The sequence below is a fragment of the Nostoc punctiforme PCC 73102 genome, assembly GCF_000020025.1.
Taxonomy (GTDB): Bacteria; Cyanobacteriota; Cyanobacteriia; order Cyanobacteriales; family Nostocaceae; genus Nostoc; species Nostoc punctiforme.
Map to the genome: position 1 here is coordinate 7,857,566 of NC_010628.1, position 13,105 is coordinate 7,870,670.

Genomic DNA, 13,105 nt, shown 5'->3' on the forward strand with positions numbered 1-13,105 from the left:
TCGGCGCAATTAAAGCTAACTGGTTAAGGCTGTCATTTCTCATAAGTAAGGGTTTTAAGCCTATTTACGTTTTGTAATATACTTGAGTTTTTTCGCGCCAACTTACTTACAGCAGAATTCAGAAGTAAAACTAAGGTTTTCATTAAAAAAATCATGATTTTCATCAACAAAATCATGATTTTTCTCACTACAGCCTTTGACGTAGTGACAAATGACTCGCAGATAGTCTGCAACAATTAAATCTCATCATGCAGACTAAATTTGTTTACACTAGGATTAGTGCGATGGCGTACCCGCCTGCCGTAGAAATACGACAAAATTCCAATAGGATTCCCTGAACAGCCAAAGGCGGGGAAATGACTAAGAATTGTTAAGAAAAGTTAAGCTACTCTTGAGACAGCCATACTGTTGACTGAAAATATTACATTTAGATTTTTTAATAAAAATTAATGAAAGCTGGACAAATTGATACAGAAATGGCGCGGCTAGAAGCCCTCCGCCAGTATCAAATTCTTGACACCGAACCTGAAGAAGCTTACGACAATCTTGCTCAGTTAGCAGCATTTATTTGTGGTACTTCTATCTCTTTGGTAAATTTTATTGATGAAAACCGTCAATGGTTTAAGGCAAAAGTAGGTTTAGATGTATCAGAAATGCCCCGGTGTGTTGGGTTATCTTACCTTTGCCAAGAGCGGCGTAATGTTGTAGTGGTTCCTGATACCCTAGCTGATGAAGAATTGGCAAATAATCCGGTAGTAACTGGCTATCCATATATACGGTTTTATGCAGGTGTACCCTTAATTACTCCCAAGGGACATATGCTGGGAACTCTGTGTGTAATTGACCAAGTTCCAAAAGAACTGAGCCAAAAACAAGTGGAGGCGCTTGTAGCTCTGAGTCGTTTGGTAATCGACCAACTAGAACTTAGACGTTATGTAACTGAGGTATCTGAAGTTACTGAAAAGCTCATGGCACAGGAGCAAGCAGCCCGCGTCCAGTCTGAAGCTGCGAGAACCCGCATCAATAATCTTCTTGAAAGCATCACTGATGGGTTTTTTGCCCTGGATAAAAAGTCGCGATTCACCTACATTAATGGTCAAGCAGAACGGCTGTTGCGAAAAAAACAAAATGAGCTTCTGGGTAAAAACATCTGGGAAGTGTTTCCAGAAATCATCGGCACAACATTCTATCGTGAGTATCACAGGGCAATCTTAGAACAGGTGAGTGTGGAATTTGAGGAGTTTTATCCGCCACTAAATTGCTGGCTTCAAGTCCACGCTTATCCTGCAAAAGACGGCTTGTCTATTTATTTTCAAGACATTACTGAACGGCGGCGAACAGTAGAAGCACTACGAGAAAGTGAAGAACGTTGGCAATTAGCATTACATGGTAATAATGATGGCATTTGGGATTGGAACCTTAAGACTAATGAAGTGTTCTTATCAGCTCGGTGGAAGGAAATGCTCGGTTATAAAGACCACGAAGTTTCCAACGGTTGGGACGAATGGAAAAAGCGAATCCACCCCGATGAGCAAGATTGGGTACTTCAAGCCTTCCAAGACCACTTTGCCAAGAAAACACCGTTTTATGTCTGTGAATATCGAGTCCAGTGCCAAGACGGCAGCTATAAATGGATTCTAGATCGAGGACAAGCACTTTGGGACGCATTGGGTGATATAGTTCGCATGGTGGGTTCTTATACAGATATCACAGATCGCAAGCAGGCAGATGAAGAATTAAAGCGGCAGAATTTGCGATCGCAATTATTTGCAGAAATCACCCTGAAAATTCGAGAATCTTTACAAATAGATGAAATTCTCCAAACCACGGTGACAGAGGTACAAAAATTACTACAAGCTGACCGAGTTTTAATTTTTCGACTGGAGGCTGATGGTTCGGGAACAGTAGTGCAAGAGGCGGTGCTACCTGGTTGGCCCGTAATTCTGAGAAAAAATCTTTTTGACCCCTGCTTTAAAGAAGAATACATAGAAAGATATCGCCAGGGCAGAGTCAGTGCGATGGAAGACATTGAAACCGCTCATATTCAACCATGCCATCGAGAATTTCTTCAGCAGTTTGCTGTCAGAGCTAATCTCATAGTGCCAATTCTCGTCAGGGACAGAATTTGGGGCTTGTTGCTGGCTCATCATTGTGCCGCACCTCGAAAGTGGAATAACTTTGAGACGGAGTTGTTAAAGCAACTAGCTAACCAAATTGGCATTGCTTTATCTCAAGCGGAACTATTAGAAAAAGAAACCCAACAAAGTCAGGAACTCGCTCGTTCTAATGCGGAATTAGAACAGTTTGCTTATGTGGCTTCCCATGACTTGCAAGAGCCATTACGGATGGTAACTAGTTATTTACAGCTACTAGAGCGAAGATACAAAAATCAACTTGATGCCAATGCCGATCAGTTTATCACCTACGCAGTAGATGGGGCGCGGCGAATGCAGACCTTAATCAACGATTTGTTGAACTATTCCCGCGTCAGCACCCGTGGACAGCCATTTAAGTTAGTTGATTGTGATGTCATCTTACAGCAGGCGATCGCTAATCTCCAAATTGCGATCGCAGATAGCAAGGCAATTGTCACTCACGAACCTCTACCTGAAGTGATGGCTGATACTACCCAACTAACACAAGTATTTCAAAACCTGATTGGCAACGCGATCAAATTTTGCCAGAATCAGCAGCCACAAATTCACATTGGGGTAGCCAAGGCAAATGCAAATCTAGACGGGGAAAGTTTAAATTCTATACCATTGGCAGATGAATGGTTATTCTCGATACGTGATAATGGCATTGGTTTGGAATCCCAGTATGCAGAACGTATTTTTATAATTTTTCAGCGCTTGCACGGTAGAGACAAGTATCCCGGTACTGGAATTGGTCTGGCAATTTGCAAGAAAATTATAGAACGTCACGGCGGCCGGATCTGGGTTGAATCGAAACCGGGTCAAGGCTCGACTTTCTACTTCACAATTCCAGATAGAGCAGGTAAGCAATCGTGAGCATTATAACAGCGATTATGCCTATTGAGGTTTTGTTAGTAGAGGACAATCCTGGCGATGCCCAACTTACACGCATCGCCCTAGAAGATAGCAAAATCTCGATTCACCTCAACGTGGTCGAGGATGGTGTAGAGGCAATGGCATTCTTGCGAAAACAGGAAAAATATGTCAAAGCAGCCCATCCAGATATTGTGCTGCTCGATTTAAATCTCCCCAGAAAAGATGGGCGAGAGGTACTGGCAGAAATCAAAGGAGATGAAAAGCTCAAGCGAATTCCTGTGGTAATTTTGACGACCTCCCAAGCTGAAGAAGACATCCTCAAAGCCTATAATTTATGTGCAAACTGTTATATAACTAAGCCAGTAGATTTCGATCAATTCGTTAAAATTGTACAATCAATAGAAAATTTTTGGTTTGCGATCGTAAAACTGCCACCGGAGTAGTGGAAATGGCAGGTAAAAATATTAAAGTCTTGTTAGTAGAAGATAACCCTGGTGATGTTTTTTTATTACAGGAGTTTTTAAAGGAAGTTACCACAGTTGTAGTTGATTTGATACCTGTTGAGCAGCTTTCTGAAGCAATTAACTACTTAGCAAAGGAAATTTTTGATGTGATTCTACTAGACCTCTCACTGCCAGATAGCCAGGGGCTAGAAACCTTTGTCATCGCTCACCATCAGGCAAAAGCCACTCCCATAATTGTGCTGACGGGTATAAACGATGAAACCTTAGCAATTAGGGCAATGCAAGAAGGAGCGCAGGATTATTTGGTGAAAGGGCAAGTAACTGGCGACTTGCTGGTGCGCTCCATGCGTTATGCCATCGAACGTCAACGGGCAGACGACGCATTGCGTCACAGTGAAGAGCGATTTCGGGTGGCTCTCAAAAACTCTCCCATCTTTGTCTACAACCAAGATATGGAGTTACGCTATACCTGGGTTTACAATCCCCCATCTGGATTGACAGTTGAGGAAATATTGGGCAAACAAGACTTGGATATTATGCCAGGTGAAGATGCTCAACGTCTTACCACAATTAAACGTGGGGTGCTAACCATTGGCATAGGAATGCGAGAGGAAGTATCAATTACAATCAAAGATACAACTCGATATTACGATTTGACAGTTGAGCCATTGCGGAATGAGTCGCAAGCAATTCTCGGCGTGACATGCGCGAGTATTGATATTAGCGAACGACAAGCTGCGCTACGCGAACGCAAATTGGCAGAAGAAAAAATCCGCGAACAAGCGGCATTACTAGATGTCACCACTGATGCCATTTGCGTGCGAGATTTAAACAATCAAATTATTTTCTGGAACAAAGGCGCAGAAACGCTTTACGGCTGGAAAGCTACAGAAGCTTGGGGCAAAAATGCTACTGAGCTTTTGTTTGACGAACCTTCACCAGAAATCGAAGCGGCTCTTTTACAAGCTACTAGTAAAGGTAAGTGGCAGGGCGAGTTAACTAAACTGACTAAAATGGGTAAGGAAATCCTTGTTGCTAGTCGCTGGACTTTGGTGTGCAGCGAACAAGGAAAACCTAAAGCGATTCTCACCGTTGACACAGATATTACCGATAAAAAACATCTAGAAGCCCAATTATTTCGCGCCCAACGCTTGGAAAGTATTGGCACTCTAGCTAGTGGCATTGCTCACGACCTCAACAATATCCTGACACCGATTCTGGCAGGAGCGCAACTTTTACCACTCAAATTTCCTGATGCAGATGAGCGGACTCACCATCTACTGGAAATTTTGGAAATCAACGCTAGACGCGGAGCTGATTTAGTCAAACAGGTGCTGTCCTTTGCACGGGGTGTAGAAGGGAAACGTATCACTTTGCAACTCAGACATTTGATTGTGGAAGTTGCCAAGATTCTTAAAGAGACATTTCCCAGATCCATACAAATCAGCACTGATGTCCTGCAAGATTTGTGGATGGTTTCTGGAGATAGCACCCAACTGCATCAAGTATTGATGAACCTCTGCGTTAATGCCCGCGATGCGATGCCCAATGGCGGTAGTTTGATTATCTCTGCTGAAAATCTGTTGATTGACGAAAATTATGCCCGCATGAACCTGGAAGCCAAAGAGGGGCCTTACATAGCGATTACTGTCTCCGATACTGGAGTTGGAATTTCTAAAGAAATCTTAGATAGAATTTTTGAGCCATTCTTTACCACAAAAGATGTCGGAAAAGGTACAGGGTTAGGACTTTCCACCGTGCTGGGGATCATTAAAAGCCACGGTGGTTTTGTGAACGTCTATAGCGAACTGGGAAGTGGCACCAGCTTTAAGGTTTACTTGCCAGCAGTGGAGGGAATGGAAACAATTACTCCAGAAGAATTGCCACCACAGATGGGACATGGAGAATTGATTTTGATTGTGGATGATGAAGTTGCCATTCAAGAGATTACCAAAACATCACTGGAAACTCATAACTACAAAACCCTAATTGCCAATGATGGCATTGAAGCGATCGCGCTCTACGCTCAAAACCGGGATAAAATTAGTGCCGTACTGATGGATATTATGCTACCTTCACTCGATGGCTTAACTGCCATCCGTACCCTGCAAAAAATTAACCCCAAAGTCAGAATTATTGCCACCAGTGGACTTATGTCCGATAATAAACTCAGTACAGTAGCTGCTGTTGGTGTCAATACATTTTTGGTCAAGCCCTATACTGTCAACGAATTATTGGTTTCTTTACAGAAAGTACTATCGGGAGCCAATTAACTAAGTAATACTCCTGAGAAAGTAAGTACAAAAAGCTGCGTCATTGATGCAGGTGCAAATTTTTTTGATTTGATATGATTGGGCATCAATAACACACTTCTATTACGGTGTGTAGCGAGTGGGAAGAGTTTTTCTAACCCCATGCCCAATTCTTTTAATATGCCTCGGTTTCTCAAGTTAATTATAAATATAGTAGTCTTGAGTATATTGTTACTCATATCTATGCAAGTTTGGGCGCAAGATTGGCGACCAGTTCGCGGTGGTATCCCTTTCGGGATCAGTGGTATGGCTTTGATAAAGCAGCAAAGCAATACCCTAGATTTTCTGATTGTCCATGACAACAAAAAACCCAATCAAACCCGTTTAGCAATTATTAATATTAAAGGAAAAAACCAACCTGAATATTTCCCATTAGAGTGGCCAAGTAACATAGAATTGCCCATCGACTTAGAAGCTTTAACATCTATTCCTGAGAAACCAAAATTATCTTTTATCGCTTTAAGCAGTTCTGGTAAAGCTTATTTTATCAGATTAAACCCTGCCAATAAAACCATCTTGGTTCTCAAGGAATTCAATCTACCAGAAATTATTCAAGGAAATAATTTTGAAGGATTTGGATTACAGAATATAGACGGAAAATTAGTTGCTATTTGGGGACATCGAGGTGAAAGAGAACAACCAGCAACTATATTTTGGGGAATTTTTGACTTGGCTAAATATCAAATTACTCTTGCAGGTTCTGCCAATCTCAAAGTACCGTTTCCATCTGGCAATGTGCGTCATATATCAGATATTAAGGTAGACCCTGTAGGGATTGTGTACATCACTTCAGCAAATGATGCCGGAGATGATGGCCCATTTCAGTCAGCTGTGTATGTCGCTGGTTATCTGGGATTGCGTGATAACAAAATTGTATGGCAGCAAAATTCTCAACTTGTGCCCCTTTACCGCTCTGATTACCACAAAATTGAAGGTATGGAACTTGTTCCCGGTGCAGAAGGCGGTGTGATTGTTGGTACGGATGATGAAAATTTGGGTTCTTATATATACATGCTGGGTGAGAGTAACTGAGCGATATGTCCTTTGATAACCTATGCAAACTGCTATCTGAAAACAGATTGCTGGTTTATTTGCGATCGCCTAACAACTCCCTTAAGGAGTGTCAAGGTATACAGTGCGATGGCGTACCCGCCCACCATAGGCGATCGCAATTTGCTATAAGTTGACCATTATCTGATTGATAACGGCCACTTAATTAATTATCCCTACACATTAAATCGGAACAACATTACATCCCCTTCTTGCACAACATACTCTTTTCCTTCACTGCGAACCAACCCTTTTTCCTTCGCAGCATTCATCGAACCAGTTGTTACCAAATCTTTATAAGCGACAGTTTCAGCGCGAATAAAACCCCGCTCAAAATCACTGTGAATTACACCAGCAGCTTGAGGTGCAGACATTCCAGCATTGATTGTCCAAGCACGGGTTTCTTTGGGGCCACAAGTGAAATATGTCCGCAAGCCTAGAAGCGAGTAAGTTGCACGAATCAATGATTTTAAACCGCCTTCTTCCACACCTAAAGACGCGAGAAAATCAGCCTTATCTTCTTCTGGTAACTCTACTAACTCCGCTTCAACTTGGGCCGAAACTATCACAACTTGGGCATTTTCTGTTGCTGCGATTTGCCGCACTGTTTCCACAAAATGATTACCAGTTGCCAACTCATCCTCAGATACATTCGCAGCGTAGATAATCGGTTTATAAGTGAGCAGTTCTAATCCTTTAATAATTTCTGTTTCTTCTTCATTCAAGCTCACCTGACGCACCGATTTACCTTCATTTAAAGCCGCAGCTAATTTTTCTAAAACTGAGACTTCAAACTGTGCATCTTTGCTGGTACGAGCTAGTTTACGAGTGCGGTCAATTCGCCGCTCAATTTGTGCTAAATCTGATAAACCCAGTTCTATATTAATGATTTCAATATCTCGTGCTGGGTCAACAGAACCAGCAACGTGGATAATATCATCATTTTCAAAACAACGTACCACATGGACGATCGCATCAACTTCCCGGATGTGGGACAGGAATTGATTCCCTAGTCCCTCACCCTGACTTGCACCTTTAACTAAACCGGCAATATCCACAAATTCAACCCGCGCCGGGATAGTTTGTACCGAACTAGCAATCTTAGCAAGAACATTTAACCGTTCATCCGGTACTGCGACAACGCCGACATTCGGTTCAATCGTGCAAAAAGGGAAGTTAGCTGCTTCTGCCTTGGCATTAGCAACTACAGCATTAAATAAAGTAGATTTTCCGACGTTGGGAAGTCCGACAATTCCGGCTCTTAGCATTTTGGATTTTAGATTTGAGATTTTGGATTACATTACCAAGGTAATCTAAACAGGTTCCGGTATGGTTTGGGGAATTGGCCCTGGAACCGTCTGAGGAATAGGAGCAGGTACTGTTTCTGGTACAGGCCCTGGCAAGGGTTGAGGAATCGCTGGCCCCGGTACAGGTTCGGGACTAGGTAGCGGACTCGGGCCAGGAGTAGGAATTTGTGGTTCAGGTATAGAAATCGCAGTAAAATTAATCATCGTAAGTCTAAATTAAATTATTCAACCTTCCCACGCTAGATGACAACCTCATCTGTTGACATCTCCCCAAATACCTATACCCACGAACACATCCTTTAATAATTTACCCCTCTTCTCATTCTCTGCGCCCCTCTGCGCTTTCCTCCGCGCCCCTCTGCGTTTAAAATCCAATCCTCAATTTTGCACAAAACTACTCCTCCTTAACCTTTTCCACCACCTCTGGTACTGGATCGTAACCACCTGGATGAAACGGATGACAGCGCAAAATCCGCCGAGTTGCCATCCAGCTACCACGTAACACTCCAAATCGTTCAATAGCTTCAATAGCATACATCGAACAAGTTGGTTGAAAGCGACAAGTTGGGAGAAACAACGGCGAGATAAACATTCGGTAGCCCCGAATCAGCCAAATAAATAATAGTTTCATTGCAGTTACCTAAATCTTATAAATTAGTAACAGAGGTAAAATTTTTCATTTTGTTACATCTTTGTTGATTACATTTTCTGACTTAACCTCAATTCCGATTTTATGGCTGCAAATTGCGATTACTGCAATTTGGGTGTTACTCATCCTCGTGATTGCATGGGTGGTAAACCGCTTCGCCGACGAGCCAGAAATCGTGCGGAAGATAGTTCATATTGGCACTGGTAATGTAATTTTACTTGCTTGGTGGCTAGATATCCCCGCCAGTGTAGGGATTACAGCTTCCATTCTAGCGAGTGCAATCACCTTATTATCCTACCGATTGCCTATTCTTCCTGGTATTAATAGCGTTGGGCGGCAAAGTTTCGGGACATTTTTTTACTCTGTTAGTTTCGGTATTTTAGTTGCCAGCTTCTGGTACTTACAACAACCCCAGTACGCAGCACTAGGAATTTTGATCATGACTTGGGGAGATGGACTAGCAGCCTTAATTGGACAACGCTTTGGTACACACAAATATAAAGTCTTTGGCACACAAAAAAGTTGGGAAGGCTCCCTAACTATGATGTTTGTTAGCTATTTCATCAGTATTTTGATTTTAGTTGGAACTCAAGGAAACAGTTGGCAAACTTGGGTAATATCACTCGCGGTTGCATTTATCGCTACAGTTTTAGAGGCTTTTTCTTTTTTGGGTATTGACAATTTGACAGTCCCTTTGGGTAGTGCAGCCCTTGCCTTCTTTTTAAGTCAATTAGTCTATTTCTAATTGAGCAAACAAGAGATACTTGCCCAACACATTTCTCTAAATATCTAGTTCAAAGGATATGGGAGCAAAAACACAGATTTAATGCGCTGAGATCGCGATCGCACCCATCTTCAGCAATAATTTAGATGGGTAGGAGGCGATCGTATTACTTGAATGGAGGATATGATTAAAGCCATATCAATAAATGATAATGCTACGAATTGCAAATCAGTGCTTTATAGCGTTTCCTAGTCTGCTGAGGTACAAATCTCTGCGTACCTCTGCGCTTCAAAATATTATCTGTACCTCACGTAACTGGGAATTGCTATAAGCTTGATAAACTAATCAATAAACATACCTGTTTTGTCGATAATCCGCTCTTGCCCACCAATTTCGACCTTTGCTTGCCCATTCCTCAAAGAATAAGCCATGTTAAACATAGGCTTAATTACCCAAGAACCCATTTTGTCAATATAGCCCCACTTGCCACCACTTTCACCACCGAATAAGCTCTCTCTTCCACCAATATTAACTGCTGCCCATCCTTCGGAAAAGTCGCGAGCTATGTCAAACTGCGCTTGAATAACTAGCTTCCCTGTCTGGCCAACATAACCATACTTGCCACCAATTTTGACCAACTTTAGTGAGACAACAGATAATTGTAAAGCTAGTTGAGCTAGGTTTGGGAATAGAATTTTTGGTGAAGAGACAGGCGATTCTAGTCTTAGTTGAGCTAATTTACGAGCTTGCATTGTTACTGAGGTAACAGATGATTGTGAATTGAATAAAGCCAGTTTCAAAGCTTGCAATGCCTGATCTGCATTTTTGTATCGCTGGCGGAAATCACGTTGCACCATTTTTGTTAAAAATTTGGCTAGTCCATCGTTAATTTGAGCATAATCGCGCCATTTTAATTCTAAAGTCTTAGATTTTGGCAGTTGTTGTGGCGTTAATCCAGTTAAAGCTTGGATTGCTGTCATTCCTAAAGCATATATATCACTGGAAAGCTGAGGATGCCCTTCCCATTGCTCACTTGGCATATAATCACGAGTACCAATGGTGATTGTGCTGCTGATTTGTCCTTGAATATTGACTTTAAATGTGCTTATTTCTTTGATTGCTCCAAAGTCAATGAGGACAAGCTTATTATCTACATATCGCCGCATCAAATTCAATGGCTTAATATCTCGGTGAATCACATTATGTTGATGGACAAAAACTAACACCTCCAACATTTCTTGTAAAAGTTGAATTACATCAGCTTCACTCCACCGTTTTCCTGAAATGATTTCGTTACTCAGGTCATGCCCTTCAATGAATTCCTGGACAAGATAAAATTCTCTATTTTCCTCGAAAAAGTCATACAGTTCAGGAATTTGACAATGTTCCTTACCCAATTTGAATAGAATTGCTGCTTCTTTCTTAAACCTTTCTTCTGTATCTAAGTCTGGTGTCGGGGGTCTGATCAGCCGTTTAATGACACATTTATACTTGGGTCTAACAGGTAAATCCTGTGGGTATTCAGCCAAATAGGTTTCCCCAAACCCACCTGATCCTAATTTATCTACAATCTTGTAACGCTGTCGCAGTATATATCCAATCATGATGCTGATGCTACAGACCCCTTTCTGTAGATTTTGGCACAATTTATCCAATAACAGCATCCTTGTTGCTAAGTACTCTCTTATCCTCAATAAACTAATCTAGAAATAACGCTCTCAAATACTAGATAAAGTCATGGTTCAGCAAGTTCTAATCAATGATGATGATTACTATGTGCCAGATGCCAACCAGTTAATCACTGAAAATGACACTTTAGATAATTTTGCTACTTCCAAACAGAAACGCCTTTTAATTGGCTCTCTTTACAGTTCTCTACAAAACCAAACTTTTTTAGCTGAAGCTAATTTAGGTATTTACTACACAGACCTTCAGCCGCCCATTGTTCCTGATGTCTTTCTCAGCTTAGATGTCCAAGTACCTCAGAATTGGTGGGAGAAACAAAATCGTTGCTATATGGTTTGGCGTTTTGGCAAACCTCCAGAAGTTGTCCTCGAAATTGTCTCTAATAAAGAAGGTGATGAACTCGGCAAAAAACTGCAAATTTATGAACACATGCGGGCTAGTTACTACATCGTATATGACCCAAATCAGCAATTAACAGAAAAAACTTTGTATGTTTATGAACTAAGGGGAACACGCTACTTTGAAACTTCAGAAGCTTGGTTAGAACAAGTTGGTTTAGGTATAACTCTATGGGAAGGTAAATTTGAAGATAGACAGGATACTTGGTTACGCTGGTGCTACCAAGATGGTACTGTTTTGCTAACTGGAGATGAACGCGCCGAACAGGAACGACAACGCGCCGAACAAGCTGAACAACGCACCCAAATTTTAGCAGAACGGCTACGAGCTATGGGCATCGATCCCGAAACTCTATAGGACACTCATGTAAAAACGCAAAATTTTTGCGTCTTTATATGAGCAAAAAATATGAGCAAAAAATCTCACGAAGAATGAGTGCAATTTGTAAACTCATTTATACGCAGCCAAATCTTATCTAATAAATCAGGATTATTCGCATCAAACCATTCAATTTGGGGATATGCGCGAAACCAAGTGCGTTGTCGCTTGGCAAATTGCCGCGTATGCAAAATTGTTAATTCTTTCGCTTCATCTAAGGAAATATCCCCAGCTAAATATTGTTTGATTTCTTGATAGCCCAAAGTATTCAACAAAGACAAATCAGCGCCATATTTTTGACAAAGATATTCCACCTCCGCAACCAAACCATCTGCTATCATTTGCTCAGTACGCTGTTTAATCCGATTCCCCAACTTTTCAACATCGCAATCCAAACCAATTTGCAAAATCGGATAATTCGGTGGATTCTCCCCTTGTTGTTCGGAAATCGGGCATCCAGTAACATAATATACCTCTAATGCTCTTAGAGTTCGTACTGAATCATTAGCATGAATTTTTTGTGCTGCAACGGGGTCAACTTGTTGTAACATGGCGTAGAGTTGAAGCTGACCTAGAGATTCAAGTTGCGATCGCAATTCAATTTGTGGTGCAACTCTAGGAATTTTCATCCCTTGAACAATGGAACGGATATATAAACCAGTACCACCAACTAGCAAAAGTGGCGTAACATCAACAGAAGCAATTAACGCTTGTGTTTGTTCCTGGTAGTCTGCTACTGTCATCGTGTCTGTGGGATCGCAGATATCTATTAAATAGTGCGGCACTAATTTTTGTTCAGCCACGGTTGGTTTTGCCGTCCCAATATCAAACTTACGGTAAACTTGACGAGAATCGGCACTAATAATTACAGAACCCAACCGCATCGCCAAAGCCAAAGCCAAACTCGACTTACCCGTTGCCGTCGCCCCACAAATCACAATTAATTTAGTCATTAGTCATTAGTCATTAATTTTCTTCCCTTTCTCCCCTGCCCCTCTTTGCCACTATTGCACGGTAGTGCAACCCTAGTATAAACTTCTCTTGAAAATGCCCTACAGACGCTAGCAAGGCTTTTGTGTTACAATTTTGGAGTGTTTTTGCTTTTAATTAATTTTAGGCGAGTTT

The 13,105-nt window shown here is 41.6% G+C and carries 12 protein-coding genes; 7 read left to right on the plus strand and 5 right to left on the minus strand.

Annotation, left to right across the window (positions count from 1 at the left end; genetic code table 11):
• The first annotated feature begins 449 nt into the window (after positions 1 to 449).
• The 5 genes from NPUN_RS32325 to NPUN_RS42285 all read left to right on the plus strand — a co-directional run bounded on the left by NPUN_RS32325 (position 450) and on the right by NPUN_RS42285 (position 6,974).
• On the plus strand, positions 450 to 3,011 hold the full coding sequence (locus tag NPUN_RS32325) for a GAF domain-containing protein (RefSeq protein ID WP_012412573.1): 2,562 nt from the start codon (positions 450 to 452) through the stop codon (positions 3,009 to 3,011).
• Positions 3,012 to 3,028: 17 nt separating this feature from the next.
• Positions 3,029 to 3,454 (plus strand): response regulator, encoded by a 426-nt coding sequence (locus tag NPUN_RS32330; RefSeq protein WP_193372288.1) that lies wholly within the window; start codon positions 3,029 to 3,031, stop codon positions 3,452 to 3,454.
• Between the two features lie 5 nt (positions 3,455 to 3,459).
• Positions 3,460 to 5,748 (plus strand): hybrid sensor histidine kinase/response regulator, encoded by a 2,289-nt coding sequence (locus NPUN_RS32335; RefSeq protein WP_012412575.1) that lies wholly within the window; start codon positions 3,460 to 3,462, stop codon positions 5,746 to 5,748.
• Positions 5,749 to 5,907: 159 nt separating this feature from the next.
• Entirely contained in the window at positions 5,908 to 6,819 is a 912-nt protein-coding gene (locus NPUN_RS32340) for a hypothetical protein (protein WP_041566538.1), read from the plus strand.
• 5 nt (positions 6,820 to 6,824) lie between these two features.
• Entirely contained in the window at positions 6,825 to 6,974 is a 150-nt protein-coding gene (locus NPUN_RS42285; protein ID WP_167315689.1) for a hypothetical protein, read from the plus strand.
• A gap of 39 nt (positions 6,975 to 7,013) precedes the next feature.
• On the opposite strand, the gene ychF is transcribed toward NPUN_RS42285, so the two are convergent.
• From ychF to yidD, 3 genes are all read right to left on the minus strand, one after another.
• Positions 7,014 to 8,105 (minus strand): redox-regulated ATPase YchF, encoded by a 1,092-nt coding sequence (ychF, locus tag NPUN_RS32345; RefSeq protein ID WP_012412577.1) that lies wholly within the window; start codon positions 8,103 to 8,105, stop codon positions 7,014 to 7,016.
• A gap of 45 nt (positions 8,106 to 8,150) precedes the next feature.
• Positions 8,151 to 8,348, minus strand: a complete 198-nt coding sequence (locus NPUN_RS32350; RefSeq protein ID WP_012412578.1) for a hypothetical protein — start codon at positions 8,346 to 8,348, stop codon at positions 8,151 to 8,153.
• A gap of 190 nt (positions 8,349 to 8,538) precedes the next feature.
• The gene (gene yidD, locus NPUN_RS32355; RefSeq protein WP_012412579.1) at positions 8,539 to 8,775 is read right to left on the minus strand and encodes a membrane protein insertion efficiency factor YidD; all 237 of its coding nucleotides are present in this window, start codon (positions 8,773 to 8,775) and stop codon (positions 8,539 to 8,541) included.
• A 61-nt stretch (positions 8,776 to 8,836) separates the two neighbouring features.
• Between yidD and NPUN_RS32360 the strand changes: the two genes are divergently transcribed.
• On the plus strand, positions 8,837 to 9,538 hold the full coding sequence (locus tag NPUN_RS32360; protein WP_041565772.1) for a diacylglycerol/polyprenol kinase family protein: 702 nt from the start codon (positions 8,837 to 8,839) through the stop codon (positions 9,536 to 9,538).
• A 320-nt stretch (positions 9,539 to 9,858) separates the two neighbouring features.
• On the opposite strand, the gene NPUN_RS32365 is transcribed toward NPUN_RS32360, so the two are convergent.
• Entirely contained in the window at positions 9,859 to 11,121 is a 1,263-nt protein-coding gene (locus tag NPUN_RS32365; protein ID WP_148220388.1) for a protein kinase domain-containing protein, read from the minus strand.
• Positions 11,122 to 11,254: 133 nt separating this feature from the next.
• Between NPUN_RS32365 and NPUN_RS32370 the strand changes: the two genes are divergently transcribed.
• The gene (locus tag NPUN_RS32370; protein WP_012412582.1) at positions 11,255 to 11,959 is read left to right on the plus strand and encodes a Uma2 family endonuclease; all 705 of its coding nucleotides are present in this window, start codon (positions 11,255 to 11,257) and stop codon (positions 11,957 to 11,959) included.
• 65 nt (positions 11,960 to 12,024) lie between these two features.
• Here the strand turns inward: NPUN_RS32370 and miaA are convergent, their stop codons facing one another.
• Complete coding sequence (gene miaA, locus NPUN_RS32375; protein WP_012412583.1) at positions 12,025 to 12,933, minus strand: tRNA (adenosine(37)-N6)-dimethylallyltransferase MiaA; 909 nt, start codon at positions 12,931 to 12,933, stop codon at positions 12,025 to 12,027.
• Positions 12,934 to 13,105 lie beyond the last annotated feature (172 nt).